22 protein-coding genes are annotated in these 25,654 nt (G+C 65.9%); 13 read left to right on the top strand and 9 right to left on the bottom strand.

Annotated features, from left to right (window positions below; genetic code table 11):
• Positions 1 to 38: 38 nt before the first annotated feature.
• From mreD to mreB, 3 genes are all read right to left on the bottom strand, one after another.
• Positions 39 to 527, bottom strand: a complete 489-nt coding sequence (gene mreD, locus PSEK12I1_RS0118750; protein ID WP_007159531.1) for a rod shape-determining protein MreD — start codon at positions 525 to 527, stop codon at positions 39 to 41.
• On the bottom strand, positions 527 to 1,735 hold the full coding sequence (mreC, locus tag PSEK12I1_RS23975; protein ID WP_155951352.1) for a rod shape-determining protein MreC: 1,209 nt from the start codon (positions 1,733 to 1,735) through the stop codon (positions 527 to 529). Before mreC ends, mreD begins: the two co-directional genes overlap by 1 nt.
• Before the next feature lie 87 nt (positions 1,736 to 1,822).
• On the bottom strand, positions 1,823 to 2,860 hold the full coding sequence (gene mreB / locus PSEK12I1_RS0118740; RefSeq protein ID WP_007159533.1) for a rod shape-determining protein MreB: 1,038 nt from the start codon (positions 2,858 to 2,860) through the stop codon (positions 1,823 to 1,825).
• Positions 2,861 to 3,092: 232 nt separating this feature from the next.
• On the opposite strand from mreB, the gene gatC reads away from it, so the two are divergent.
• From gatC to PSEK12I1_RS0118720, 4 genes are all read left to right on the top strand, one after another.
• The gene (gene gatC / locus PSEK12I1_RS0118735; RefSeq protein WP_027597101.1) at positions 3,093 to 3,380 is read left to right on the top strand and encodes an Asp-tRNA(Asn)/Glu-tRNA(Gln) amidotransferase subunit GatC; all 288 of its coding nucleotides are present in this window, start codon (positions 3,093 to 3,095) and stop codon (positions 3,378 to 3,380) included.
• An 8-nt stretch (positions 3,381 to 3,388) separates the two neighbouring features.
• Complete coding sequence (gatA, locus tag PSEK12I1_RS0118730) at positions 3,389 to 4,840, top strand: Asp-tRNA(Asn)/Glu-tRNA(Gln) amidotransferase subunit GatA (protein WP_027602559.1); 1,452 nt, start codon at positions 3,389 to 3,391, stop codon at positions 4,838 to 4,840.
• 14 nt (positions 4,841 to 4,854) lie between these two features.
• Positions 4,855 to 6,303, top strand: a complete 1,449-nt coding sequence (gene gatB, locus PSEK12I1_RS0118725) for an Asp-tRNA(Asn)/Glu-tRNA(Gln) amidotransferase subunit GatB (protein ID WP_027602558.1) — start codon at positions 4,855 to 4,857, stop codon at positions 6,301 to 6,303.
• An 89-nt stretch (positions 6,304 to 6,392) separates the two neighbouring features.
• Positions 6,393 to 6,791, top strand: coding sequence for a septal ring lytic transglycosylase RlpA family protein (locus PSEK12I1_RS0118720; RefSeq protein ID WP_007159537.1), 399 nt, complete (start codon positions 6,393 to 6,395; stop codon positions 6,789 to 6,791).
• Between the two features lie 8 nt (positions 6,792 to 6,799).
• Here PSEK12I1_RS0118720 and PSEK12I1_RS23970 read toward each other — a convergent pair whose 3' ends face one another.
• The 6 genes from PSEK12I1_RS23970 to PSEK12I1_RS0118690 all read right to left on the bottom strand — a co-directional run bounded on the left by PSEK12I1_RS23970 (position 6,800) and on the right by PSEK12I1_RS0118690 (position 13,618).
• The gene (locus PSEK12I1_RS23970) at positions 6,800 to 7,819 is read right to left on the bottom strand and encodes an alginate lyase family protein (protein WP_231500972.1); all 1,020 of its coding nucleotides are present in this window, start codon (positions 7,817 to 7,819) and stop codon (positions 6,800 to 6,802) included.
• A gap of 224 nt (positions 7,820 to 8,043) precedes the next feature.
• On the bottom strand, positions 8,044 to 8,955 hold the full coding sequence (kdgD, locus tag PSEK12I1_RS0118710) for a 5-dehydro-4-deoxyglucarate dehydratase (protein ID WP_007159539.1): 912 nt from the start codon (positions 8,953 to 8,955) through the stop codon (positions 8,044 to 8,046).
• A 133-nt stretch (positions 8,956 to 9,088) separates the two neighbouring features.
• Positions 9,089 to 9,841, bottom strand: a complete 753-nt coding sequence (locus PSEK12I1_RS0118705) for a FadR/GntR family transcriptional regulator (RefSeq protein ID WP_027597104.1) — start codon at positions 9,839 to 9,841, stop codon at positions 9,089 to 9,091.
• Between the two features lie 83 nt (positions 9,842 to 9,924).
• Positions 9,925 to 11,658, bottom strand: coding sequence for an ABC transporter ATP-binding protein/permease (locus PSEK12I1_RS0118700; protein ID WP_007159541.1), 1,734 nt, complete (start codon positions 11,656 to 11,658; stop codon positions 9,925 to 9,927).
• Between the two features lie 123 nt (positions 11,659 to 11,781).
• Positions 11,782 to 12,342: a response regulator transcription factor gene (locus tag PSEK12I1_RS0118695; RefSeq protein ID WP_007159542.1), complete on the bottom strand. Its 561-nt coding sequence runs from the start codon at positions 12,340 to 12,342 to the stop codon at positions 11,782 to 11,784.
• 16 nt (positions 12,343 to 12,358) lie between these two features.
• Positions 12,359 to 13,618 (bottom strand): ATP-binding protein, encoded by a 1,260-nt coding sequence (locus PSEK12I1_RS0118690; protein ID WP_027602557.1) that lies wholly within the window; start codon positions 13,616 to 13,618, stop codon positions 12,359 to 12,361.
• A 176-nt stretch (positions 13,619 to 13,794) separates the two neighbouring features.
• On the opposite strand from PSEK12I1_RS0118690, the gene PSEK12I1_RS0118685 reads away from it, so the two are divergent.
• The 9 genes from PSEK12I1_RS0118685 to PSEK12I1_RS0118645 all read left to right on the top strand — a co-directional run bounded on the left by PSEK12I1_RS0118685 (position 13,795) and on the right by PSEK12I1_RS0118645 (position 25,560).
• Positions 13,795 to 14,502, top strand: a complete 708-nt coding sequence (locus PSEK12I1_RS0118685; protein WP_007159544.1) for an SIMPL domain-containing protein — start codon at positions 13,795 to 13,797, stop codon at positions 14,500 to 14,502.
• A 246-nt stretch (positions 14,503 to 14,748) separates the two neighbouring features.
• The gene (locus tag PSEK12I1_RS0118680; RefSeq protein ID WP_007159545.1) at positions 14,749 to 16,347 is read left to right on the top strand and encodes an ABC transporter substrate-binding protein; all 1,599 of its coding nucleotides are present in this window, start codon (positions 14,749 to 14,751) and stop codon (positions 16,345 to 16,347) included.
• Positions 16,348 to 16,417: 70 nt separating this feature from the next.
• The gene (locus PSEK12I1_RS0118675; protein ID WP_027602556.1) at positions 16,418 to 18,016 is read left to right on the top strand and encodes an ABC transporter substrate-binding protein; all 1,599 of its coding nucleotides are present in this window, start codon (positions 16,418 to 16,420) and stop codon (positions 18,014 to 18,016) included.
• 42 nt (positions 18,017 to 18,058) lie between these two features.
• On the top strand, positions 18,059 to 19,651 hold the full coding sequence (locus PSEK12I1_RS0118670) for an ABC transporter substrate-binding protein (protein ID WP_027602555.1): 1,593 nt from the start codon (positions 18,059 to 18,061) through the stop codon (positions 19,649 to 19,651).
• 145 nt (positions 19,652 to 19,796) lie between these two features.
• Complete coding sequence (locus tag PSEK12I1_RS0118665; protein ID WP_027602554.1) at positions 19,797 to 21,215, top strand: OprD family outer membrane porin; 1,419 nt, start codon at positions 19,797 to 19,799, stop codon at positions 21,213 to 21,215.
• Positions 21,216 to 21,575: 360 nt separating this feature from the next.
• On the top strand, positions 21,576 to 22,586 hold the full coding sequence (locus tag PSEK12I1_RS0118660) for an ABC transporter permease subunit (protein ID WP_007159549.1): 1,011 nt from the start codon (positions 21,576 to 21,578) through the stop codon (positions 22,584 to 22,586).
• Positions 22,587 to 22,608: 22 nt separating this feature from the next.
• Positions 22,609 to 23,520 (top strand): ABC transporter permease subunit, encoded by a 912-nt coding sequence (locus PSEK12I1_RS0118655; protein ID WP_027602553.1) that lies wholly within the window; start codon positions 22,609 to 22,611, stop codon positions 23,518 to 23,520.
• Positions 23,517 to 24,548 carry an ABC transporter ATP-binding protein gene (locus PSEK12I1_RS0118650; RefSeq protein WP_007159551.1) on the top strand — a complete coding sequence of 344 codons (1,032 nt, stop codon included), beginning with the start codon at positions 23,517 to 23,519 and terminating at the stop codon, positions 24,546 to 24,548. Before PSEK12I1_RS0118655 ends, PSEK12I1_RS0118650 begins: the two co-directional genes overlap by 4 nt.
• Positions 24,535 to 25,560, top strand: coding sequence for a peptide ABC transporter ATP-binding protein (locus PSEK12I1_RS0118645; RefSeq protein WP_037007201.1), 1,026 nt, complete (start codon positions 24,535 to 24,537; stop codon positions 25,558 to 25,560). The genes PSEK12I1_RS0118650 and PSEK12I1_RS0118645 overlap by 14 nt, the downstream gene beginning before the upstream one ends.
• The last annotated feature ends 94 nt before the right edge of the window (positions 25,561 to 25,654 follow it).

The raw sequence follows: 25,654 nt of genomic DNA, 5'->3' as shown, positions 1-25,654 counted from the left end.
TGACGGGAGAATGCCAGCCTGTCGCAGGTGAAACCAGCTTAGTTGACGCCGAATCTGAGGCGCAGCCCGCGGAGCAGCAGATAGATCCACGGCCAGAGCAGCGCGCTGACCAGCGAGGGCGTGAGAAACACCAGGGTCGGCGGCCGGCTGCCGGCCAGGGCGTTGAGCCACAGCGCCAGCAGCTGGGCGATGCCATAGACCACCAGCAGCACGAAGCTCTGCTGCCAGATCGGAAAGGCCCGCAGCCGCTGGGCCAGGGAACGCACGAGAAAGACCACCAGGCTCAGCACCAGGGCGGTCTGGCCGAGCAGACTGCCGTAGAGCACGTCTTCGGCGATGCCCATCACCCAGGCGGTGAGCAGGCCGACGCGGTGCGGCAGGGTCAGGGTCCAGAAGGTCAGCAGCATGGCCAGCCACAGCGGCCGGCCGATCTCCATGAACTCGGGCATGGGCACCACGGACAGCAGCAACCCGACCAACAGGGTGAGCCAGATCACCCACCCGTTGTGGCCGATGCGCAGCGCCATCAACGATCACCCTCGTCGGGCAATTCCGGCGCGGGTTGCTGGAGCCGGCGCTGCGACTGGCTAGCGCCTGGCGCCGGCTGAGCGGGCGTGGCAGTCGCGCCCTGGGCCGCCGGCCTGGCCGGCGTCGCCGGATGCGCCGCACTGCCGTTGGCGGGCGGCTTGGTCGGCGTGGCGGGATGAGCCGAACTGCCGCCCTGCCCCGCCGGTGGCTTGGTCGGGGTCGCGCTGCGACTGCCGCTGCTGGCCGCAGGCGCCGGGGTGGCGTTGGCGGCCGCCGGTTGAGCGGCCGAGGCGCCGGCCGGCGGCGGATTCGCCGGGGCCGCCGGGCGCTGGGCCGCGTGGCGATCGGCGGCTTCCTGGGCCTCGGCGGCGTCATTGGCGCGCTGTTCAGGCGTGCGGGTGTCGCTGAACACCAGCAGCATGTAGCGACTGCGATTGAGCTTGGCGGTGGGAATGGCGCGCACCACGGCGAAGGGTTGCCCCGAGTCGTGGATCACCTTGGACACGGTGGCCACCGGGTAGCCGGCCGGGAAGCGCTGCCCCAGGCCGGAGCTCACCAGCAGGTCGCCTTCCTTGATGTCGGCGGTGTCGGCCACATAGCGCAATTCCAGGCGCTCGGGATTGCCGGTGCCCACGGCGATGGCGCGCAGGCCGTTGCGATTGACCTGCACCGGAATGCTGTGGGTCACGTCGGTGAGCAGCAGCACCCGCGCCGAATAGGGCATCACCTCCACCACCTGCCCCATCAGGCCGCTGGCGTCGAGCACCGGCTGGCCGACGAAGACGCCGTCCTTCGCGCCCTTGTCGATGATGATGCGATGGGTATAGGGATTGGGGTCGACGCCGATCAGCTCGCCGACCAGCACCTTGTCGTCCACCAGGGCGGCGGAATTGAGCAGTTCGCGCAGGCGCACGTTCTGTTCGGTGAGGGCGGCGAGTTTCTGCAGACGGCGCTGCAGCAGCAGCTGCTCGGCCTTGAGTCGCTCGTTTTCCGCCATCAGCTCGGTGCGGCTGGAAAACTGATCGCTGACGCCTTCCCAGGCGCGCAGGGGAAAGCCCGCCACCTCATAGAGGGGCGAGAGGACCAGCGCCAGTTCGCTGCGTACCGGTTTCAGGTAGTCGAAGCGCGCGTCGGTGACCATGACACCCACCGAAAGGGCGGCCAGGATCAGCAGACGAATGCCCAGCGCCGGGCTTTTGCTGAAAATCGGCTTGATGGTGAGTTCCTCGCAGAACGCGCCCGGCGCTCCGGCCGCCAGGGGCAGCCGGAGCGGGGCCTGTAGCCTGGAACTGCCTTATTCGGTGGACAGCAGGTCCATGGCGTGGCGATCCATCATGTCCAGCGCCTTGCCGCCGCCACGGGCCACGCAGGTCAGCGGGTCTTCGGCGACGATCACCGGCAGCCCGGTTTCCAGCGACAGCAGCTTGTCCAGATCGCGCAGCAGGGCGCCACCACCGGTCAGCACCAGGCCGCGCTCGGCGATGTCGGAAGCCAGCTCCGGCGGCGACTGCTCCAGGCAACTCTTGACCGCCTGGACGATGGTCGCCAGGGATTCCTGCATGGCTTCGAGCACCTCGTTGGAATTGAGGGTGAAGCTGCGCGGTACGCCTTCGGCCAGGTTGCGGCCACGGACGTCGATCTCGCGGACCTCGCCGCCCGGGTAGGCGGTGCCGATTTCCTGCTTGATGCGCTCGGCGGTGGATTCGCCGATCAGGCTGCCGTAGTTGCGGCGCACATAGGTGACGATGGCTTCGTCGAAGCGATCGCCGCCGACGCGGACGGATTCGGCATAGACCACGCCATTCAGCGAGATCAGGGCGATCTCGGTGGTGCCGCCACCGATGTCGACGACCATGGAGCCATGGGCTTCCTCGACCGGCAGACCGGCGCCGATGGCCGCGGCCATCGGCTCCTCGATCAGGAACACCTCACGGGCACCCGCGCCCAGCGCGGATTCGCGAATGGCGCGACGCTCGACCTGGGTCGACTTGCAGGGCACGCAGATCAGCACCCGCGGACTGGGCTGCAGGAAGCTGTTCTCGTGCACCTTGTTGATGAAGTATTGCAACATCTTTTCGCAGACGCTGAAGTCGGCGATGACGCCGTCCTTCATCGGGCGAATGGCGGAGATGTTGCCCGGCGTCCGGCCGAGCATGCGCTTGGCGTCGGTACCGACGGCGACGACGCTCTTCTGGTTGCCGTGGGTACGGATGGCGACGACCGACGGCTCGTTGAGCACGATGCCACGCTCGCGGACATAAATAAGGGTGTTGGCGGTTCCCAGGTCGATCGACAGATCGCTGGAGAACATGCCACGCAATTTCTTGAACATGAGGTGACCCTAGGCGGTGACAAGCAGGCACGCGACAGGACAAACGTGCGGGTAAAAAAGTGCGGCAGACTCTATCAATCGCAGGGATTTAGGGCAAGGCGCCGATATGCTAGATTGAGAGCTTTTCCGGGCCGTTAAGCCCCTGTTCAACGCGGCGCCCGACCCGCCCAGCCCGTCTCCAGCATACGCGGCCACCGACCGGGTCACGCCGCCTTCCTGCTTGGAGAAGCCGATGGCGCTCGAACGCACCGACGTCGAAAAGATCGCTCACCTGGCCCGCCTGGGTCTCGATGAAGCGGATCTCGCCGCTACCACCGCCACCCTCAACGACATCCTCGGCCTCGTCGACCAGATGCAGGCCGTGGACACCACGGGTATCGATCCCCTCGCCCACCCGCTGGAAGCCACCCAGCGTCTGCGCCCCGACCAGGCCACCGAAGGCGACCGGCGCGAGGCCTACCAGGCCATCGCCCCGGCCGTGGAAGCCGGCCTGTACCTGGTCCCCAAGGTGATCGAGTGAGACACGACATGCATCAGCTGACCCTGACCGAAATCGCCGCCGCCCTGGCCGCGAAGGATTTTTCCGCCGAGGAACTGACCCGCGGCCTGCTGCAGCGTATCGAGCAGCTCGACCCGCAGCTCAACAGCTTCATCACCGTGACCGCCGACGCGGCCCTGGCCCAGGCGCGGGCCGCCGACGCCCGACGCGCCGCTGGCGAGAATGGCGCCCTGCTCGGTGCGCCCCTCGCCCACAAGGATCTGTTCTGCACCCAGGGGGTGCTCACCAGCTGCGGTTCGAAGATCCTCACCGGCTTCAAGGCGCCCTATGACGCCACCGTGGTGGAGCGCCTGGCCGCGGCCGGTACCGTCTCCCTGGGCAAGCTGAACATGGACGAATTCGCCATGGGTTCGGCCAACGAGTCCAGCCACTACGGCCCGGTGAAGAATCCCTGGGACCTGACCCGGGTCCCGGGCGGTTCCTCCGGTGGTTCCGCCGCGGCCGTGGCCGCGCGCCTGCTGCCGGCCGCCACCGGCACCGACACCGGCGGCTCGATCCGCCAGCCGGCGGCCCTGACCAACCTCACCGGCATCAAGCCCACCTACGGCCGCGTCTCGCGCTGGGGCATGATCGCCTACGCTTCCAGCCTTGACCAGGGCGGTCCCCTGGCGCGCACCGCCGAAGACTGCGCCCTGCTGCTGCAGGCCATGGCCGGTTTCGACCCCAAGGACTCCACCAGCGTCGACCAGCCGGTGGACGACTACCAGGCTGCCCTGCAGCAGCCGCTGAGCGGCCTGCGCATCGGCCTGCCGCGGGAATACTTCGGTGCCGGCCTAGACGCCCGCATCGGTGACAAGGTACTGGCCGTGGTCGAGGAGCTGAAGAAGCTCGGCGCCACCGTCAAGGACATCTCGCTGCCCACCCTGCAGCACGCGATTCCGGCCTATTACGTCATCGCCCCGGCCGAGGCCAGCTCCAACCTGTCGCGCTTCGACGGCGTGCGCTTCGGCTATCGCTGCGAGAATCCGGTCAACCTGGAAGATCTCTACAAGAGATCCCGTGGCGAAGGCTTCGGTGCGGAAGTGAAGCGCCGCATCATGGTCGGCACCTATGCCCTGTCGGCCGGCTACTACGACGCCTACTACCTCAAGGCCCAGCGCATCCGCCGGCTGATCAAGAACGACTTCGTCGCGGCCTTCGCCGAGGTCGACGTCATTCTCGGCCCGACCACGCCGAACCTGGCCTGGAAACTCGGCGAGAAGAGCAACGATCCGGTCTCCGCCTATCTCGAAGACCTCTACACCATCGCCGCCAACCTCGCCGGCATCCCCGGCCTGTCGATGCCGGCCGGCTTCGTCGACGGCCTGCCGGTGGGCGTGCAGCTGCTCGGCAACTATTTCCAGGAAGGCCGGCTACTCAACGTCGCCCACCAGTACCAGCAGGTCAGCGACTGGCATCGCCAGGCGCCAAGCGGCTTCTGAGGAAGGATAGAGACATGCAATGGGAAACCGTGATCGGGCTTGAGATCCACGCTCAGCTCAGCACCCAATCGAAGATTTTCTCCGGCAGCGCCACCAGTTTCGGCGCCGAGCCCAATGCCCACGCCAGCCTGGTCGACCTGGGCATGCCCGGCACCCTGCCGGTGCTCAACGCCGAGGCGGTGCGCATGGCCTGCAAGTTCGGCCTGGCCATCGACGCCGAGATCGCCGAACGCAACGTCTTCGCGCGCAAGAACTACTTCTACCCGGACCTGCCCAAGGGCTACCAGACCAGCCAGATGGATCATCCCATCGTCGGCAAGGGCCACCTGGACATCACCCTGGAAGATGGCACCGTCAAGCGCATCGGCATCACCCGCGCGCACCTGGAAGAAGACGCCGGCAAGAGCCTGCACGAAGACTTCCACGGCATGAGCGGCATCGACCTGAACCGCGCCGGCACGCCGCTGCTGGAGATCGTCTCCGAGCCGGACATCCGCAGCGCCAAGGAAGCCGTGGCCTATGTGAAGGCCATCCATGCCCTGGTGCGCTACCTGGGCATCTGCGACGGCAACATGGCCGAAGGTTCGCTGCGTTGCGACTGCAACGTCTCGGTACGCCCCAAGGGCCAGGAAGCCTTCGGCACCCGCGCCGAGATCAAGAACGTCAACTCCTTCCGCTTCATCGAGAAGGCCATCAACCACGAGGTCCAGCGCCAGATAGAATTGATCGAGGACGGCGGCACCGTGGTGCAGGAAACCCGCCTGTACGATCCCAACAAGGACGAGACCCGCTCCATGCGGAGCAAGGAAGAAGCCAACGACTACCGTTACTTCCCCTGCCCCGACCTCTTGCCGGTAGTGATCGAGCCGGCCTTCCTGGCCGAGGTGCGCAGCCAGCTGCCCGAGCTGCCGACCGAGAAGCGCGATCGCTTCCAGAGCGAGTACGGGCTGTCGGTCTACGACGCCAGCGTGCTGTCCGCCAGCCGCGAACAGGCCGACTACTTCGAGGAAGTCCAGCGGGTGAGCGGCGACGCCAAGCTGGCCGCCAACTGGGTGATGGGCGAATTGTCGAGCCTGCTCAACAAGCAGGACCTGGACATCGCCCAGGCGCCGGTGAGCGCGGCCCAACTGGGCGGCCTGATTCTGCGCATCAAGGACGACACCATCTCCGGCAAGATCGCCAAGATGGTGTTCGAGGCGCTGGCCGCCGGCGAAGGCGCGAGCGCCGACGCCATCATCGAAGCCAAGGGCCTCAAGCAGGTTACCGACAGCGGCGCCATCGAGGCCATGCTGGACGAGGTCCTGGCGGCCAACGCCGCCCAGGTCGAGCAATACCGCGCCAGCGACGAAGCCAAGCGCGGCAAGATGTTCGGCTTCTTCGTCGGCCAGGCCATGAAGGCCTCCAAGGGCAAGGCCAACCCCGGCCAGGTCAACCAGCTGCTCAAGCAGAAACTGGAAGGCTGACGGCGGTCGCACGGGGTAACGGAGCGGGGCTGACAGTCCCGCTCCGACCCCTTAAGCTGCTGCCGGTCGTTTTGCCAGGAGGCATCGAGATGCATCGGATCCACCGTGCCGGACTGCTGTCGCTGGTCCTGCTGTTCGCCGGTTGCGCCAGTCAGGAAAGCTTCCCGCCCACGCTGTCCTCCAGTGCTGCCCATGACTATCAGGACACCGGCATGGCGTCCTTCTACTCCAAGTGGCATGCCGGGCGCCGCACCGCCAGCGGCGAGAAATACGATCCCGGGGCCCTGACCGCGGCCCATCGCACCCTGCCCTTCGGCACCCGGGTCCAGGTCACCAACCTGGCCAATGGTCGCAGCGTGGTGGTGCGCATCAACGATCGGGGGCCGACGGTCCGCCGTCGGCTGATCGACCTGTCGCGCAGTGCGGCCGATCGTCTCGACATGGTGGCCGACGGGACCTCCCGGGTCAGCATCCGCAGCCTCGACTGATACGGGCGCTAGCCCTGACAGGCCGGGGCAAAGGCCCACAGCAGCCGTGGCGGCGCCGCGGCGAGCTGTCGGGCGATGGAGGCATAGCGCGGATCGAGCAGACTGGCCGACCAGTACAGGTTTCTGGCGTTCTGCGGATCCCAGCGCCCCGCATAGCCGGGCAGACCGGCCTCGGCGCGTTGCACATCGAAATGTACTGTCGTCTTGCGGAATTCCTCATGACTGCGCTGGCCTTGCGCATAGGGCAGCAGCCAGTCGAGCGCCCTGGCCAGGGTCTGACCGTCTCGACCCCGCAAGTGCAGCCAGTCCTCGCCGCGCCCCTGGGCCACCGCCGCCGCCAGCACCAGGGGTTCGAGGTCGTAGACGACATAGTGCAGGGCATCGCGCTCGCCGAAGTCCAGCACCTCGCCATCGGGCTTGAGATTGACCGACAGCTGCGCCACGAAGGCCGCCCGCGCCCGGGCGAACAGCGCCGGGTCATCCAGGGCACCCGCCGCCAGGGTCGCCAGCTTGATCCTGTGACTCTGCCAGTTGTTGCTCCAGACGCCACGGGCATCCCCACGATGCGCTTCCATCTGCTGCAGATAGCCCTCGGCCAGGGTCTCGATGAACGCGCGGGTGCGCTGGGCCGTGGCCAGGGGCAGGTCCGCCGCGGTCAGCCGATAGGCGAGGATGAGACCGCCCAGGTTGGTTTCGTCGATGGGCTGGAAGCTGGGCCGATACCCTGGCAGCCAGGCATCGAGATAGCGGGCCAGACGTGCCAGGGCCGCGGCATCGCGACTGTCCCGCCAGGCCAGCGCCAGATCGAGCATGTAGCCGAAGTCGCGCACCGCCGCGGCGGATTGATCGTGGATGCCGGTGTGCGGCAGGGTCCCCGCGGTATGGATCACCGGCAGCGCCTGGGGCTCCGGCGCCGGAGGCCGGCTGACCGCCAGTGCCAACGCCGCGGCCGAGGGTGGCGTCGCGGCCAGGCAGGTCGAATGCCCGGGTGCTGCGGCCAGGGCGAGATACAGCAAGGCAGCGCTCATGGCGGGAATCCCCTGGCTAGCGGTGGCACGACTGGGCTGGTATCCCCCAGCCTGGCACCCGCGCCTTAGCAACGCCTTAAGTCAGGCGCCCAGGGTAGCCCTCTGACGCTGGCGTCCTGCCAGCCGCCAGGAAAACCGGCCAAAAAAAAGCCCGCGACCAAGCGACTGGCCGCGGGTTGTGCAACGGGGGGAGAGGCGCCGGAGCCCCTCTCGAAAAGCGGATCTTACTGGGGACCGAGCTTGTCCATCAGGGCAGCGAGCTTTTCGTACTCGTCCTGCTTGAGATCCGTCAGCGGGGTGCGCACGGGACCGGCGTCGTAGCCGGCGATGCGGGCGCCCGCCTTGACGATGCTGACGGCGTAGCCGGCGCAACGGTTGCGGATTTCCAGGTACGGCAGGAAGAAGTCGTCGATCAGCTTGCCGACCGCCTGGTGATCGTCACGGGCGATGGCTTCGTAGAACTGCACGGCGGTCTTGGGGATGAAGTTGAACACGGCCGAGGAATAGACCGGCACGCCCAGCGCCTTGTAGGCGGCGGCATAGACTTCCGCGGTGGGCAGGCCACCCAGGTAGCTGAAGCGATCGCCCAGGCGGCGGCGAATGGCGACCATGAGTTCGATGTCACCCAGGCCGTCCTTGTAGCCGATCAGGTTCGGGCAGCGCTCGGCCAGTTGCTCCAGGTGATGGGGCTGCAGGCGGCAGACGTTGCGGTTGTAGACCACCACGCCGATCTTGACCGACTTGCAGACGGCTTCGACATGGGCGGCCACGCCGTCCTGGCTGGCTTCGGTCAGGTAGTGCGGCAGCAGCAGCAGACCCTTGGCGCCCAGCCGTTCGGCCTCCTGGGCATAGGCGATGGCCTGGCGGGTGGAGCCACCGACACCGGCGAGAATCGGCACACTGCCCTGGCAGGTGTCCACCGCGGTCTTGATGATGCCGCTGTATTCGCTGGCTTCCAGCGAGAAGAATTCACCGGTGCCGCCAGCGGCGAACAGTGCGGTCGCACCGTAGGGGGCCAGCCACTCCAGGCGCTTGGCATAGGTGTCGGGGCGGAAGTCGCCGTTGGCATCGAAGTCGGTCAGCGGAAAGGACAGCAGACCGGAAGAGAGGACGTGTTTGAGTTCTTGTGGAGTCATCTTGAGTGCCTCGGCATAGGTTGGACGGGGGTGCGGCAGATCCGCTACCCGTTGTAAGTCATCGTACAACCTCCTTTGTGGAAGGGGCAAGCCCCAACCAGAAAAATGCCAATCGCGACGTCAAAGCCCTGCTTCAGACCTCTTCCGCCTGGCGTTCCATTTCTTCATGGGCGCGTCTGAGCCGCTCGCGACTGTTGCTCAGGTGCAGGCGCATGGCCGAACGAGCCGCCTCGAGGTTGCCGTCTTCGATGGCCTGGACGATGGCTTCGTGCTCGGCATCCAGCCGCTTCTGATAGAGCTGCTGGTCGTCGTGGGCGAGATAGGCGGAATTGAGCCGGGTGCGCGGAATCAGCACCGTGCCCAGGTAGCTCATGATGTCGCTGAAATAGCGATTGCCGGTCGAACTGGCGATCAGCAGGTGCAATTCCAGATCCGCGCTCACCGCGCGATCGGGCTGCTCGACGCCGGTGCGCATGGCTTCCAGCAGCGCCCACATGGCCTGCAGTTGCTCGGCCGAGCGGCGCTGGGCGGCCAGGCCGGCGGCCTCGACTTCCAGACTGATGCGCAATTCGAGCATCGCCAGGACGTCCTTGAGGGTGGTGATGGTGGCCGGATCGATCGGCAATGGCGACTCGGGGCGCCGCTCCAGCACGAAGGTGCCGATGCCGTGGCGCGTTTCCACGTAACCCCCGGCCTGCAGCCGGGAAATGGCCTCGCGCACCACGGTGCGACTCACGCCCTGGGCCTGCATGATGGCCGACTCGGTGGGGAGCTTGTCGCCAGGCTGGAATTGGCCGTCGCCGATCTGCTGAATAAGCACTCCGACGACCTCTTCTGCCAGGCTGCGGGGTCTTTTTCGGGGGCGGGATACGGTAGCTGCTGACATGGATTCTCGTACCGATTGAAGGGACTCTGGAATCATAGCACCCCCCTTCCCGAAAACGCCCGATTTAGACCGCTTAGTCCATCTCAGCGACCCTCGCCAACCGCTCTAGGACGCAGTTCTTGGCCCTCCAGGAGCAGGTGACGACGATGGTAGGCGCGCAGGCTCGGACGATGGCCGACACTGACCAGGGTAAGACCCGGATTTTCCGCCAGCAGACGTTCATAGAGCGCACGCTCGTCCGCTTCGCTGAGCGCCGAGCTGGCTTCATCGAGAAACAGCCAGTCGGGGGCATAGAGCAGCGCCCGCGCCAGGGCTACCCGCTGCTGCTCGCCGGGCGACAGGGTGCGTTCCCAGTGGCGGGCTTCATCCAGGTGCTCGCGTAGGTGATCGAGACGGCACTGCTGCAGCACCTCGGCCAGCCGCTCGTTGGAATAGGCATCCGCCGGCTGCGGATAGGCCAGGGCTTCGCGCAGGGTGCCGATGGGCAGATAGGGTTGTTGCGGCAGGAACAGCTGACGCCCCGGCGGGACGCCGATCCCGCCCTGCCCTTGCCGCCAGAGTCCGGCCAGGGCCCGCAGCAGGGTGCTCTTGCCACTGCCCGAGGCGCCTTCGATCAGCAGGTGTTCGCCACGGGCGATGCGCAGATCGGTGGGATGCAGCAGCAACCGGCCGGCGGCACCCAGGGAAAGACCTTCCAGGACCAGGTCGCTGCTACTGGCATGGGGCACCAGGATGTCGGTCTCCTGGCTGAATTCGGCCATGGTCTCGCGAAAGGTCAGCAGACGATCGGACACGGCGCGCCAGCCGGCCAGGCTGACGTAGGCGTCGACGAACCAGCTGAGACTTTCCTGGACATTGCCGAAGGCCGAGTTGATCTGCATCAGATCGCCCAGCTGGATCTTGCCGGAGAAATAGCGCGGCGCCGCCAGGACGAAGCCGGCGATGATGGCGATCTGGCTGTAGCCAGCGGTAAAGAAGGTCAGCCGCTTGGTGTAGTTCATCACCAGGTGGTAGTTGCCCCAGACATAGCCGAAGCGATCCAGCAGACGGCGGTGCTCGTTGGCCTCACCGCGGAACAGCGCCACGCTCTCGGCCTTCTCGCGGACGCGGATCAGGCCGAAGCGCAGGTCGGCTTCATAGCGTTGCTGCTGGTTGTAGAGACCGATCAGCCGACGGCCGATCAGATGGGTCAGCCAGGTGCCGACGGTGGCGTAGATCAGGGCCGCCCAGAACATGTAGGCCGGGATGGTGATGCCGAACAGGGTGATGTCGCCGGAGATGCCGAACAGGATGACGCTGAAGGACACCAGGCTGACCACGGTGCGGATGAAACCCAGCCCGAGGCTCAGGGTGGTTTCGGCGAAGTCGCGGATGTCTTCGGTGAGGCGCTGGTCGGGGTTGTCGGCGCCGCCTTCGCGTTCCAGCTGGTAATAGTTGCGGTCGGACAGCCAGAGGCCGAAGTGCTTTTCGGTCAGCCAGCGCCGCCAGTTGATGGTCAGCGCCTGGGTCAGGTACAGCCGGTACACGGCCAGCAGGATGGCGGTGGCGGCCAGCCCGCAGAAATACAGCATCAGCCGGATGAAGGCGGCCAGATCGCGATTCTGCAGGGCGTCGTAGAAGTAGCGATACCAGGTGTTCAGGGCCACCGACAGGCCGACCCCGGCCAGCGACAGGGCGATGACCACGGACAGCAGGAGCCAGGCCTTGCCTTTCTCTTCACTGCGCCAGTAGGGGGTGATCAGGGCCCAGACGCGGGCCAGGAAATGCCCACGGGAAGCCCCGTAGACGGAGGGCACGGGTACGGCGGATTCGGACATGCTCGGACTCTCAAGGACTGCTCAACGAGACGCCTGCACAGCCTATGCCGGAAAGCCTGAACGAATTCTGACTGAAACAATGTAACAGTTTGTCGCCCACGGCGATCGTGGGCGATGCCAGCCTCAGCGACGCACCGGACGCTTCTGCAGCTTGCGCTGCAGGGTACGGCGGTGCATGCCCAGCGCCCGCGCGGTCGCCGAGATGTTGCCTTCGTGTTCGGACAGTACCCGCTGGATGTGCTCCCACTGCAGGCGATCCACCGACATGGGATTGTCCGGCACCAGGGTGTCGAGATCGGCGTGCTGGGCGAGCAGACCGGCCAGGACGTCGTCGGCATCCGCCGGCTTGCACAGGTAGTTGGTGGCGCCGCGCTTGATGGCCTCCACGGCGGTGGCGATGCTGGAATAGCCGGTGAGGATCACCACGCGCATCTCCGGGTGCAGCTCCAGCAGCTGGGGCAGCAGTACCAGCCCCGAGTCCCCTTCCATCTTGAGGTCGAGCACGGCGTAGTCCGGCAGGTCTTCCTTGGCCAGTTGCAGGCCTTCCTCGGCGCTGTCGGCGATGGACACGCGCAGGCCGCGGCGATCCATGGCGCGGGCCATCACCCGGGTAAAGGTGGGATCGTCGTCGACCAGCAGGATGTGGGGCTGGTCGTCGAAACCGCTGTTGAGGTCGTCAGTCATAGAATTCTCCAGGCATTCACGCCAGGGCGTAGTGCCGCGGCAGGCGCAATTCGGTCAGGGTGCCGCCTTCTTCGTGATTGTAGAGCTTCACCGTGCCGCCGGCGCGGGTGACGCTGGCCTGGCTGAGAAACAGGCCCAGTCCGAAGCCCTTGCCCTTGGTGGTGAAGAAGGGCTTGCCGAGCTGTTCGGCGATGGCCAGGGGTACGCCGGCACCGTGATCGCGGATCGACAGGCACAGCTCGCGCGCATCCCAGTGCAGACGGATGGCCAGGTTCTCCGGGCAGGCATCGGCGGCATTGTTGAGTAGATTCAGCAGTGCCTGGGTAAGTTCGACCGGCGGCGTCAGGCGCGGTGGCGTGCCCAGACTGACCACCTCGAAGCTGTAGGTGGCTTCCGGTCGCATCAGGTGCCAGCGATCCATGGTCGCCTCCAGCCACTCCACGGCGGTCTGCTCCTGCACCGTCTGGCGGCGGTCCGCCTCGGCCGCGCGCACCAGTTGCTGCAGGGTCTGCTTGCACTGGCCGACCTGGGCCTGCAACAGCGCCAGGTCCTCGCTCAGGGTCGGCTGACCGGCGTGCTCCTGCTGCAGCTCCTTGAGCAACACGCTCATGGTGGACAGCGGCGTGCTCAGCTCGTGGGCCGCGCCGGCGGCCTGGGTGGCCACGGCCAGCAGCTGCTGATCGCGCATGGCCTGTTCGCGGCGCTGGGCCTGCAGGCTCTCCTGCTCGCGCAGGGCGGTGGCCATGCGCGCGACGAACAGGGTGATGACCGCGGCGGAAAGGGCGAAGCTCAGCCACATGCCGTAGCTGAGCACCGCGCCGTCGTTGGCCACCAGCAGGTGCAACGGCTCGTAGGACAGCAGCATCAGCGAGAAGACCGCCAGGGTCAGGGCCGCCAGGACCAGGGTATAGAGCCAGGGCAGCGTGGCCGCGGCGATGGTCAGGGGCACCAGGTAATAGGAGGCGAAGGGGTTGGTCGGACCGCCGGCGAAATACAGCAGGGCACTGTGGATGGCCAGGTCGCAGCCCAGGTGGGCGGCGTATTCCTGCTCGGTGACCGGCCAGGGGCGGGTCAGCCGCAGGGCGGCGAACAGGCAGAGTACGGCCGAGACGCCCAGGGTGATGGCCAGGGCCGTCCAGGGCAGCTGGACGATGCCCGACAGCCGGGCGATGCCTACCGAGCCGGCCTGCGCGGCCAGCACCAGCACGCGGATGATGACCAGGCGCCCGAGATTCTGGCGATTGGCGGACAACCATTGAACAGGCAAGGAGAACATGCGAGGTTCCAGGCGCAAGAAACGATCGAGACGACAGCCCCGCGGGGCTGCCGGTCAGAGCAGACTTGGCATTATAGCGATGGGTATCCGCCCGCAGCCGCCGACGCGGCAAAGCGACGCACCATCCGCCAGGTCCGCGGTCACACCGCTTTCGGACTGCCAATCAGGAGAACACCATGACCTTTCCCCTACGCCCGCTCGTGCTGGGCGCCGCGCTGTTCAGCACCCTGCTCGCCACCGGCGTCCAGGCCGATGAGCCGCGCTACAACCAGATCAGCCTGAGGGCCGAGGTCAGCCGCGAGGTCCCGCGCGACCGCATGCAGGTCATGCTCTACACCGAAAGCCAGGGCCAGGATCCGGCGGCCCTGGCCAGCGACACCACCAAGACCCTCAACGCCGCCCTGGAGCAGGCCCGCAAGGTCAAGGGGGTGGACGTTTCCCTGGGCAATCGCAACACCTATCCGGTCTATGAAGACCAGGGCCGCGCCATCAACGCCTGGCGCGAGCGCGGTGAACTGCGCCTGGAAAGCGCCGACTTCGCCGCCCTGTCCAAGCTGACCGGCGAACTGCTGGGCAGCCTGAAGATGGGCAACCTGCAATTCACCATCGCCGATGGCACCCGCAAGCAGCAGGAGGATGCCCTGTTCAAGGACGCCGTGGCCGCCTTCAAGGCGCGCGCCCAGCTGGCCACCGAAGCCCTGGGTGGCTCGGGCTATCGCATCGTCAGCCTGGACCTGGGCACCAGCGGCGTACCCCAGCCGCTGCCGATGCTGCGCATGTCGGCGATGAAGGCCGCCAGCGATGCCGTGACCCCGGATGTCGCCCCCGGCACCACCACCGTCGAAGTGACCGCGGGCGGTACCATCGAAGTACAGATGCCCTGATCTAGTGCAGAAAAGTAACAACGCTGTTTCGGTGCGCACTTTTGGTGCGCACCGGGTTCCTGCCGCGACACCTTGTCTTACATCTTTGCGACATCTGTTTTGTGTTTGGGTCGCCTGGGGTCAATAGCTCGCCTGAGCTATGGACATGGGCACAGGCTGTGCATGTGGGCTCATCTGTCCACAAGACATCGGCATTCTGTTTCGCAACGCCACATCGTGTTGCGCCGTCCCCGACATGAGGTCTCCATGCACAAGAACGTACTCGCTGCCCTCTTCGCTTCCGGTCTGCTGGCCGGCGCACCCCTGGCCCAGGCGACCAACCTGGTGTTCTGCTCCGAAGGCAGCCCGGCCGGCTTCGATCCGGCGCAATACACCACCGGTACCGACTTCGATGCGTCGGCGGAAACCATCTTCAACAAGCTGACCCAGTTCGAGCGCGGCGGTACCCAGGTCAAACCGGGTCTGGCAGAAAGCTGGGACATCAGCGAAGACGGCAAGGTCTACACCTTCCACCTGCGCAAGGGTGTGAAATTCCACACCACGGACTACTTCAAGCCGACCCGCGAATTCAATGCCGATGACGTCCTGTTCACCTTCCAGCGCATGCTGGACAAGAACAATCCGTTCCGGAAGGCCTACCCCACCGAATTCCCCTACTTCACCGACATGGGCCTCGACCAGAACATCGCCAAGGTGGAAAAGGTCGACGACTACACGGTGCGCATGACCCTCAACGAAGTAGACGCCGCCTTCCTGCAGAATCTGGCGATGCCCTTCCCGTCGATCCAGTCGGCCGAATACGCCGACAAGCTGCTCAAGGCCGGCAAGGCGGCCGAGATCAACCAGAAGCCGATCGGCACCGGTCCCTTCGTCTTCAGCCGCTACCAGAAGGATGCGGTGATCCGCTACAAGGCCAACCCGGACTACTGGGACAAGGTCGACGGACCCAAGGTGGACAACCTGATCTTCTCCATCAACACCGATCCTTCGGTGCGGATGCAGAAGCTCAAGGCCGGCGAGTGCCAGATCACCGTCTATCCGCGTCCGGCGGACCTGGACGGGCTGAAGAAGGACCCGAATCTCAAGCTGCCGTCGCAGCCGGGCTTCAACCTGGGCTACATCTCCTACAACGTCGAGCACGGCGAGCTGGCCAAGCTCAAGGTACGCCAGGCGATGGACATGGCGGTCAACAAGGAAGCCATCATCAACGCCGTCTACCAGGGCGCCGGCCAGGTAGCCGTCAACAGCATGCCGCCGACCCAGTGGTCCTATGACAAGTCCATCAAGGACGCGCCCTACGATCCGGAAAAGGCCAAGGCCCTGCTCAAGGAAGCCGGCTTCAAGGAAGGCACCGAGCTCACCCTCTGGGCCATGCCGGTGCAGCGTCCCTACAACCCCAATGCGCGCCTGATGGCGGAGATGCTGCAGCAGGATTGGGCCAAGATCGGCGTCAAGACCAAGATCGTCAGCTACGAATGGGGCGAGTACATCAAGCGTTCCAAGAGCGGCGAGCAGGACATCATGCTGATCGGCTGGAGCGGCGACAACGGCGACCCGGACAACTGGCTGGCGACCCTCTTCGGCTGCAAGGCCATCGGTGGCAACAACTTCTCCCGCTGGTGCTACCAGCCGTTCGAGGACCTGGTGGTCAAGGCCAAGCGCGTGACCGACCAGGGCGAGCGCACCAAGCTCTACGAACAGGCCCAGCAGGTGCTCAAGCAGCAGGTACCCATGACGCCCATCGCGCACTCCACGGTCTACATGCCGATGCGCAAGGAAGTCCAGGACTACAAGATCAGCCCCTTCGGGTTGAACGAGTTCTACGGCGTCAGCGTCAGCAAGTGAAGCCTCTTGGCCAGGGTCGGGAGCTAGACTCCCGACCCTGGCCGTTCATTTGACTGATGGAGTGAGACCCATGCGCCTTCCCTACGCCTACTCGTTGCTGGCGGCGAGCCTGCTCGCCTGTGCTCCGCTCGCCCAGGCGGCGAGCAACCTCGTCTATTGCTCGGAAGCCAGCCCGGCCGGTTTCGATCCGGCGCAATACACCTCGGGCACCGAATTCGATGCCTCGGCCGAAACGGTCTTCAACCGCCTGGTGCAGTTCCAGCGTGGCGGCACCACCCTCGAGCCGGGCCTGGCGACCCAATGGGACGTGAGCGCGGATGGCAAGACCTATACGTTCCACCTGCGCCAGGGCGTGAAATTCCACACCACCGACTACTTCAAGCCCACGCGCGACTTCACTGCCGACGACGTGGTCTTCACCTTCCAGCGCATGCTCGACAAGGAGCAGCCATTCCGTAAGGCCTATCCCACGGAATTCCCCTACTTCACCGACATGGGGCTGGACCAGAACATCGCCAAGGTGGCCAAGGTCGACGACCACACCGTGGTCTTCACCCTGAACAAGGTCGACGCCGCCTTTGCCGCCGACCTGGCCATGAGCTTCGCCTCCATCCAGTCGGCGGAGTACGCCACGCAGTTGCTCAAGGCGGGCAAGCCCGAGCTGCTCAACCAGCAGCCCATCGGCACCGGCCCCTTCGTCTTCAGCCGCTATCAGAAGGATGCGGTGATCCGCTTCAAGGGCAATCCGGACTACTGGAAGCCCGAGGACGTCAAGCTCGACAACCTGATCTTCGCCATCACCCCCGATGCCGCCACCCGCCTGCAGAAGCTCAAGGCCAACGAATGCCAGGTGAGCGGCTATGCGCGTCCGGCGGACCTGGTGGAGATGAAGCAGGATCCGCAGCTCAAGGTGCTGCAGCAGCCGGGCTTCAACGTCGGCTTCCTCGCCTACAACGTCCAGCATCCACCGCTGGACAAGCCCGAGGTGCGGCGTGCCCTGGACATGGCCATCAACAAGCAGGCCATCGTCGACACCGTGTTCCAGGGCGCCGGCCAGGTCGCGCAGAACGTGATCCCGCCGAATCAGTGGTCCTACGACAAGAACATCAAGGGCGCGCCCTACGATCCGGAAAAGGCCAAGGCCCTGCTCAAGCAGGCGGGGATCAAGGACGGCACCGAGATCGCGCTCTGGGCCATGACGGTGCAGCGCGCCTCCAACCCCAACGCCCGCCAGTCGGCGCAGATGATCCAGCAGGATTGGGCCAAGGTCGGCATCAAGGCCAAGATCGTCAGCTACGAATGGGGTGAGTACATCAAGAGAGCCAAGGCCGGCGAACACGATGTGCTGACCTATGGCTGGACCGGCGACAACGGCGATCCCGACAACTGGCTGGGCGTGCTCTATGGCTGCAGCGCCATCGGCGGCAGCAACTATGCGCGCTGGTGCGACAAGAGCTACGACGCCCTCATCCAGAAGGCCAAGACCAGCAACGATCGCGCCGAACGCACCCGTCTCTACGAGCAGGCGCAACAGCTCATTCGCCAGCAGATGCCGGTGAGCCCCATGGCCCACTCGGTGGTGTCCCAGCCCATGCGCAAAGAAGTGCAGGGCTTCAAGATCAACCCCTTCGGCGTCACCGGTTTCTATGGCGTAAGCCTCGACCGCTGACCCTGTCCGGCCCGCCTCGCGGGCCTTCACGAGGAGCCTTCCGTGTCCAAACCGCTATTCTCGCTGTCTCTCGCCGCCCTCCTCTGCCTGACGGCCAATGCCGCCCTGGCACGCCCCCTGGTGGTCTGCACCGAGGCCAATCCGGAAGGCTTCGATCCGGGTCGCTACACCTCCGGCTATACCTTCAACGCCTCGGCCACCCCGCTGTACAACCGCCTGGTGGAATTCAAGCAGGGCACCGCTGAGCTGGAGCCGGGCCTGGCCGAAAGCTGGGAGGTCTCCCCCAATGGCCTGCAGTACACCTTCACCCTGCGCCAGGGGGTGAAATTCCACACCACCGACTACTTCAAGCCCACGCGCGATTTCAACGCCGACGACGTGGTGTTCAGCTTCGAGCGCATGCTCGACAAGAACAATCCCTGGTACAACCTCTCCCCCAGCGGCTATCCCTATGCCGCCGCCATGGAGATGGGCACCCTGATCAAGTCCATCGACAAGGTGGACGACAGCCACGTGCGCTTCACCCTCAACCAGCCCGAGGCGCCCTTCCTAGCCGACCTGGCCATGGCCTTCGGCTCGATCCTGTCCAAGGAATACGCCGACAGCCTGCTGGCCAGCAAGAAGACCGACGACATCAACCAGAAGCCCATCGGCACCGGTCCCTTCGTCTTCCAGCGTTATGCCAAGGATTCCAACACCCGCTACAAGGTCAATCCGGACTACTTCGGCAAGAAGCCGCAGATGGACGGCCTGGTGCTGGCGGTGACCCTGGATCCCAATGTGCGCATCCAGCGGGTGCGCAACAACGAGTGCCAGATCGGCCTGACGGTCAAGCCGCAGGACGTGCCGATGCTCAAGCAGGACAAGAGCCTCAAGCTGGCCCAGGTGGAAAGCCAGACCACCTCCTACCTGGCGATGAACACCAAGCACAAGGCGCTGAGCGACGTGCGGGTGCGCCAGGCCATCGCCATGGCCTTCGATCAGCAGAACTACCTGAAGACGGTGTTCGGCCAAGGCGGCGCCAAGGCGGCGATCAATCCCTATCCCTCTTCGCTGCTGGGCTACGCCAAGGACATCAAGCCCTGGCCCCATGACGTGGAAAAGGCCAAGGCGCTGCTCAAGGAAGCCGGCTATCCCGATGGCTTCACCCTCAAGTACTACATCAGCACCGGCACCGGCCCGGGCGGCAGTCCGGCGCTGGTGGCCCAGCTGATCCAGGGCGACCTCGCCAAGATCGGCATCAAGGCCGAGATCACCCAGTTCGAGTGGGGCGAATTCGTCAAGCGCACCAAGGCCGGCGAGCACGACCTGATGATGATGAGCTGGACCGGCGACAACGGGGACCCGGACAACTTCCTCACCAACAACCTGAGCTGCGCCGCGGTGCAGGGCGGCGAGAACCGCGCCTTCTGGTGCGACAAGGCCTTCAACGACGCCATCGAAAAGGCCAAGCGCATCAGCGACCCGGCCCAGCGTACCGCCCTCTACGAACAGGCCCAGCAGATCTTCCACCAGCAGATGCCCTGGATTCCGCTGGCGCATCCGCTGTTCACCGACGTCCTGCAACCCAAGGTGCAGGGCTATGTGCAGAGTCCGCTGGGGGTCTACGACTTCTCCACGGTGACCCTCGACTGATCGGCACCTGATGCCGTAAGCGACCGGGCCCGGGCGGCCCGCCCCCTCGACCTCTCCCGCCTCGCGCCGTGTTTCGGCGCGACGGGTTCGGTCGTGCCGGAAACGCCCAAAAAAACAGAAAAACGACCGCTTTGGAGCACAGCCGATGACCAACGTCCACCGTGGAGGCCTCGCCCTCTCGCTACTCACCCTGGCCCTGACCGCCCACGCCCAGTCCCCGGCGCCGGAAGATCCCAGCTACGCCAACGAGGTCCAGACCCTGCCCAACGTGCAGAAGCCGGTGAAGGGCCAGGAAGGCGCCAAGGGCTTTTTCGCCGACGACAGCCTGACCCTGGCCACGCGCAACTTTTTCGCCCGCGAGACCAGCTCCGATCCGATCTTCAGCTACACCAAGAACGGTACCCGGGTGCGCACCCACTCGCGCAATACCTGGGTCCAGGCCACGGCGCTCAAGTACAGCTCCGGCTACACCCAGGGCCCGGTGGGCTTCGGCATCGACGTGGCCGGCTATCAGGCCACCAACCTGGAGCGGGGCAAGGGCCAGATCGGTGGCGGCGGCAACCGCACTCTGGCCAACGCCGAGGGCGAGGGCCATGCCGAGTGGTCCAAGCTGGGCATCGCCGATGCGCGCTTCCGCGTTTCCAACACCGAACTCAAGATCGGCCGTTTCATGCTCGACACCCCGGTGATCAGCTACAACGACAACCGGCCCTTCCCCTCCGGCTTCGACGGCTTCGCCCTGACCAGCGACGAATGGGACAACCTCTCGCTGCAGGGTGGCAGCTTCACCCGCGTCAGCCCGCGGACCGGTGCCGGCGACGAGAAGTGGACCACCGAGTACGGCACCCGCGAGGTCACCGCCGACCGCCTGAGCTTTCTCGGTGGCAACTACAAGCTGCCCCAGGGCTGGGAAGTCAGCGTCTATGGCGCCAACTTCGAAGACGTCTGGAACCAGTACTTCCTGAGCGTGACCCAGGCCGGCGGCTCGCTCGACACCTTTGCCTGGAAGGCGGTGGCCAACGCCTATCGCACCGTCGACGCCGGCAGCGCCAAGGCCGGCGACATCGACAACACCGCCTGGAGCCTGGCGTTCACCGGCAGCCACCAGGCCCACAGCCTGACCCTGGCCTACCAGCAGATCGACGGCAACGAGTACTTCGACTACGCCCACGAGACCGCGGCCATCTACCTGGCCAACTCCCTGGTCTCGGACTACAACGGCCCCAACGAGAAGTCGCTGCAGATCCGCTACGAGACCGACTGGAGCTACTTCGGCGTGCCTGGCCTGAGCACCGGCGTCTGGTACGCCAAGGGTTGGGACATCGACGGCACCCACTACGACGCCGGCGCCGGCAAGTACGCCAACTATGCCGAGGTCCTGCAGCAGGATGGCGAGAAGCACCACGAGATCGGCCTGGTCACCACCTACAAGGTGCAGCAGGGCACACTCAAGGACAGTCGCTTCCGCCTGCTGCTGACCGATCACCGCGCCAGCCAGAACCAGGTCGACGGCAACGTCAAGGAGCTGCGGCTGGTCTCCACCCTGCCGTTCAACCTGCTGTGATGACGAAACCCGGCGGATTTCGTGCTGCGCCCGGCATCTCGCCGGGATCGCGTCGCGAACACCGGCGAAGCCCTGGCCATGTCGAGGATATCGACGGCCGTGGCAACGTGGTAGTCTGCCGGGTTTGGAGCGCTGGCCCAGAGCGCTCTTCGAACCTATTCGTAGGACCGAACCAGCCTGCCTCCGGCAGGCCTCGTTCGTCGCGGACCAGGACGGTCCGCGCAGGGATGAATCCGGACCCACAAGGTCTGAGAGTCAGATCAAAAGCCCGCGGGCTTTTGAGCGGGCTTTCACTTAAAAACGCGGCCGGGCACGTACTCGCGCCGTCTTGATCAGCCTCAAGAGGAGATACCCCCTCCGATGCTCGCCTTCATCGCCCGTCGCTTCGGGCTGCTGATACCGACGTTCTTTGGCGTCACCCTGCTGACCTTCGCCCTGATCCGCCTCATCCCCGGCGATCCGGTGGAAGTCATGATGGGCGAACGCCGCGTCGATCCGCAGATGCACGCCGAAGCCATGCACCGCCTGGGCCTCGACAAGCCCCTGTACCAGCAGTATTTCGACTACATCGGCAATCTCGCCCAGGGCAACCTCGGCGAATCCCTGCGCAGCCGCGTCGGGGTCTGGGACGAATTCCTGACCCTGTTCCCGGCCACCCTGGAACTCTCGGTGGCGGCCATGCTGTTCGCCACGGTATTCGGCGTGCTGGCCGGCATCATCGCCGCCCTCAGGCGCGGCTCCACGGTGGACCACGGGGTGATGGGCGTGGCCCTGACCGGCTACTCCATGCCGATCTTCTGGTGGGGCCTCTTGCTGATCATGCTGTTCTCGGTGCAGCTCGGCTGGACCCCGGTCTCCGGCCGCCTGGACCTGCTCTACGACATCCCGCCGCGCACCGGCTTCATGCTCATCGACACCCTGCTCTCCGACGAGCCCGGCGCCTTCGTCGATGCCCTCAAGCACCTGATCCTGCCGGCCATCGTGGTGGGCACCATTCCCCTGGCGGTGATCGCGCGCATGACCCGCTCGGCCATGCTCGAGGTCCTGCGCGAGGACTATGTGCGCACCGCCCGCGCCAAGGGTCTGTCGCCCAAGCGGGTGGTCTTCGTCCACGCCCTGCGCAACGCCCTGATCCCGGTGCTGACCGTGCTCGGCCTGCAGGTCGGCAGCCTGCTCTCCGGCGCGGTGCTCACCGAGACCATCTTTTCCTGGCCCGGCATCGGCAAGTGGCTGATCGAGGCCATCGGCGCCCGGGACTACCCGGTGGTGCAGAACGGCATCCTGCTGATCGCCACCCTGGTCATTCTGGTCAATTTCGTCGTGGACATCCTCTACGGCCTGGTCAATCCGCGCATCCGCCACCAGCGTTGATGCGCCCATACGGACAGAGCCTATGACAACGGTAAATACCCCGGCCGCTCAAGACCCGAGCGCCCTCTACCCCTCCCCCTTCAAGGAGTTCTGGCACGCCTTCGCCCGCAACAAGGGCGCCCTCGGCGGGCTGATCTTCATGGTCATCGTGGTGTTCTGCGCGCTCTTCGCGCCCTGGGTCGCCCCCCATGCGCCCAGCGAGCAATTCCGCGACTTCATGCTCACCCCGCCACTGTGGCTGGATGGCGGCAACAGCCAGTTCCCGCTGGGCACCGACGAGCTGGGGCGTGACCTGCTCAGCCGACTGATCCACGGCGCCCGGCTGTCGCTGCTGATCGGCCTGGCCTCGGTGGTCTTCTCGCTGATCCCCGGCATCCTGCTCGGCCTGGTCGCCGGCTTCTCGCCCAATCGCGCCGGTCCGGTGATCATGCGCCTGATGGACATCATGCTGGCGCTGCCCTCGCTGCTGCTGGCCGTGGCCATCGTCGCCATCCTCGGCCCAGGCCTGATCAACACCGTGGTGGCCATCGCCATCGTCTCGCTGCCGTCCTATGTGCGCCTGACCCGCGCCGCGGTGATGGGCGAACTGCATCGCGACTACGTCACCGCCTCGCGGCTGGCCGGTGCCGGCACCCTGCGCCTGATGTTCGTCAGCGTGCTGCCCAACTGCATGGCGCCGCTGATCGTCCAGGCCACCCTGAGCTTTTCCTCGGCGATCCTCGATGCCGCCGCCCTGGGCTTCCTCGGCCTCGGCGTGCAGCCGCCCACTCCCGAGTGGGGCACCATGCTGGCCTCGGCCCGTGACTACATCGAGCGCGCCTGGTGGGTGGTGACCCTGCCGGGTCTCGCCATCCTCTTCACCGTGCTGGCCATCAACCTGATGGGCGACGGCCTGCGCGATGCCCTCGATCCGCGTCTGAAGGTGCAGTCATGAGCCTCCTCGAAATCCAGAACCTCTCGGTGCGCTTCGGCGGCGCCGACGCCCCGCCGGTGGTGGAAGGCCTCGATCTCACGGTGGATCAGGGCGAAATCGTCGCCATCGTCGGTGAGTCCGGCTCCGGCAAGTCGGTGACCATGATGGCCGTGATGGGCCTGATCGATCACCCCGGCCGCATCACCGCCGACCGCCTGGCCTTCGACGGCCAGGACCTGCTCAGCCTCAAGGGTCGCCGCCGGCGCCACCTGATCGGCAAGGAGCTGTCGATGGTCTTCCAGGACCCGATGACGGCACTCAACCCCAGCTACACCGTGGGCTTCCAGCTGGAAGAGGTGATCCGCCAGCATCTGGGCCTCAAGGGTCGCGCCGCTCGCCAGCGCGCCCTGGAATTGCTGGAAAAGGTCGAGATCCCGGCCGCGGCCAGCCGTCTCGGCGCCTATCCGCACCAGCTGTCCGGGGGCATGAGCCAGCGCGTCGCCATCGCCATGGCCATCGCCGCCGAGCCACGTCTGCTGATCGCCGACGAACCCACCACCGCCCTGGACGTGACCATCCAGGCGCAGATCATGGAGCTCTTGGTCAATCTGCAGCGCGACGAGGGCATGGGCCTGATCCTCATCACCCACGACCTCGCCGTGGTGGCCGAGACCGCCCAGCGCGTGGTGGTGATGTACGCCGGCCAGGCGGTGGAGAAAGGCGTGGTGCCGACGCTGTTCGACGCCCCCGCCCACCCCTATACCGAAGCCCTGCTGGCGGCCATTCCCGAGCACAGCCAGACGGATCGCCTGCACACCCTGCCCGGTATCGTCCCCGGTCGCTATGACCGGCCGGCCGGCTGCCTGCTCAGTCCGCGCTGCCCCTATGTGCAGCCGCGCTGCCAGGAGCGCCCGGCGCTGGAGCCCTATGACCGCGGTGCGGTGCGCTGCTTCTTCCCGCGCAACGTCGCCCCGGGCGAAGCCCCCGAGGTGCTGCCCGAACATCAACGTCCCAGCCAGTTGCCGGAGGATCGCCATGGCGCCGTCTGAAGCCACCGTCCTCGCCCGCTCCACCACCCCGGAGCAGGCGCCCGAGCACCTCGTGCTCGAAGCCAAGGGCCTGACCCAGCACTATCAAATCTCCCGCGGGCTGTTCAAGGACAGCGCCACGGTCAAGGCGCTCAACGGCGTCTCCTTCGACCTCCAGGCCGGGCGCACCCTGGCCGTGGTGGGCGAGTCGGGCTGTGGCAAGTCCACCCTGGCCCGTGCCCTGACCCTGATCGAGCAGCCCACCGCCGGCAGCCTGGTCATCGGCGGCCAGGACGTGGCCCAGGCCGACGCCGCCCGCCGCAAGGAGCTGCGCCGCGAGGTGCAGATGGTGTTCCAGAATCCCTACGCCTCGCTCAATCCGCGGCGCAAGATCGGCGACCAGCTGGCCGAGCCGCTGCAGATCAACACCAGCCTGTCGCGCACCGAAAGGCGCGAGAAGGTGCAGGCGATGATGCAGCAGGTGGGCTTGCGGCCCGAGCACTACCAGCGCTATCCGCACATGTTCTCCGGCGGCCAGCGCCAGCGCATCGCCGTGGCCCGCGCCATGATGCTGCAGCCCAAGGTGCTGGTGGCGGACGAGCCGACCTCGGCGCTGGACGTGTCCATCCAGGCGCAGGTGCTCAACCTGTTCATGGATCTGCAGCAGCAGTACCGCACGGCCTATGTGTTCATCTCCCACAACCTCTCGGTGGTGCGCCACATCGCTGACGAGGTGATGGTGATGTACCTGGGCTGCATCGTCGAAAAGACCAGTCGCGACCTGCTGTTCGAGCGGCCCCTGCATCCCTATACCCAGATGCTGCTGTCGGCCACCCCGAGTCTGCACCCGGATCCGAGCAAGCCGCGCATTCGCATCCAGGGCGAACTGCCCAATCCGCTGGATCCGCCACCCGGTTGCGTCTTCCACCGTCGCTGCCCCTATGCGACGGAAAAGTGCAAGACCGAGGTCCCGGCGCTGCGCAACGTGGAAGCCCGCCAGGTGGCCTGCCACTATGCGGAGAACTTTCTGTAGGCCAACGGCGCCGTTGGGCTTCGCTGGCGATCAATCCAACCTACTCACTGACGCTGGTACGTAGCAGCAACTCTCTTATCGCGGCCATGGGCCG

Source organism: Pseudomonas sp. MOIL14HWK12:I1 (assembly GCF_000510705.1).
Classification (GTDB): domain Bacteria; phylum Pseudomonadota; class Gammaproteobacteria; order Pseudomonadales; family Pseudomonadaceae; genus Chryseomonas; species Chryseomonas oryzihabitans.
The sequence above is the reverse complement of the archived record's forward strand: the minus strand, read 5'-3'. Positions and strand labels throughout refer to the sequence as shown.

Excerpts from the sequence above, each read along its gene's own strand:
- mreD (WP_007159531.1), bottom strand. The coding sequence starts at position 527 with ATGGCGCTGCGCATCGGCCACAACGGGTGGGTGATCTGGCTCACCCTG.
- mreB (WP_007159533.1), bottom strand. The coding sequence starts at position 2,860 with ATGTTCAAGAAATTGCGTGGCATGTTCTCCAGCGATCTGTCGATCGAC.
- gatC (WP_027597101.1), top strand. The coding sequence starts at position 3,093 with ATGGCGCTCGAACGCACCGACGTCGAAAAGATCGCTCACCTGGCCCGC.
- gatA (WP_027602559.1), top strand. The coding sequence starts at position 3,389 with ATGCATCAGCTGACCCTGACCGAAATCGCCGCCGCCCTGGCCGCGAAG.
- gatB (WP_027602558.1), top strand. The coding sequence starts at position 4,855 with ATGCAATGGGAAACCGTGATCGGGCTTGAGATCCACGCTCAGCTCAGC.
- PSEK12I1_RS0118720 (WP_007159537.1), top strand. The coding sequence starts at position 6,393 with ATGCATCGGATCCACCGTGCCGGACTGCTGTCGCTGGTCCTGCTGTTC.
- PSEK12I1_RS23970 (WP_231500972.1), bottom strand. The coding sequence starts at position 7,819 with ATGAGCGCTGCCTTGCTGTATCTCGCCCTGGCCGCAGCACCCGGGCAT.
- kdgD (WP_007159539.1), bottom strand. The coding sequence starts at position 8,955 with ATGACTCCACAAGAACTCAAACACGTCCTCTCTTCCGGTCTGCTGTCC.
- PSEK12I1_RS0118705 (WP_027597104.1), bottom strand. The coding sequence starts at position 9,841 with ATGTCAGCAGCTACCGTATCCCGCCCCCGAAAAAGACCCCGCAGCCTG.
- PSEK12I1_RS0118700 (WP_007159541.1), bottom strand. The coding sequence starts at position 11,658 with ATGTCCGAATCCGCCGTACCCGTGCCCTCCGTCTACGGGGCTTCCCGT.
- PSEK12I1_RS0118695 (WP_007159542.1), bottom strand. The coding sequence starts at position 12,342 with ATGACTGACGACCTCAACAGCGGTTTCGACGACCAGCCCCACATCCTG.
- PSEK12I1_RS0118690 (WP_027602557.1), bottom strand. The coding sequence starts at position 13,618 with ATGTTCTCCTTGCCTGTTCAATGGTTGTCCGCCAATCGCCAGAATCTC.
- PSEK12I1_RS0118685 (WP_007159544.1), top strand. The coding sequence starts at position 13,795 with ATGACCTTTCCCCTACGCCCGCTCGTGCTGGGCGCCGCGCTGTTCAGC.
- PSEK12I1_RS0118680 (WP_007159545.1), top strand. The coding sequence starts at position 14,749 with ATGCACAAGAACGTACTCGCTGCCCTCTTCGCTTCCGGTCTGCTGGCC.
- PSEK12I1_RS0118675 (WP_027602556.1), top strand. The coding sequence starts at position 16,418 with ATGCGCCTTCCCTACGCCTACTCGTTGCTGGCGGCGAGCCTGCTCGCC.
- PSEK12I1_RS0118665 (WP_027602554.1), top strand. The coding sequence starts at position 19,797 with ATGACCAACGTCCACCGTGGAGGCCTCGCCCTCTCGCTACTCACCCTG.
- PSEK12I1_RS0118660 (WP_007159549.1), top strand. The coding sequence starts at position 21,576 with ATGCTCGCCTTCATCGCCCGTCGCTTCGGGCTGCTGATACCGACGTTC.
- PSEK12I1_RS0118655 (WP_027602553.1), top strand. The coding sequence starts at position 22,609 with ATGACAACGGTAAATACCCCGGCCGCTCAAGACCCGAGCGCCCTCTAC.
- PSEK12I1_RS0118650 (WP_007159551.1), top strand. The coding sequence starts at position 23,517 with ATGAGCCTCCTCGAAATCCAGAACCTCTCGGTGCGCTTCGGCGGCGCC.
- PSEK12I1_RS0118645 (WP_037007201.1), top strand. The coding sequence starts at position 24,535 with ATGGCGCCGTCTGAAGCCACCGTCCTCGCCCGCTCCACCACCCCGGAG.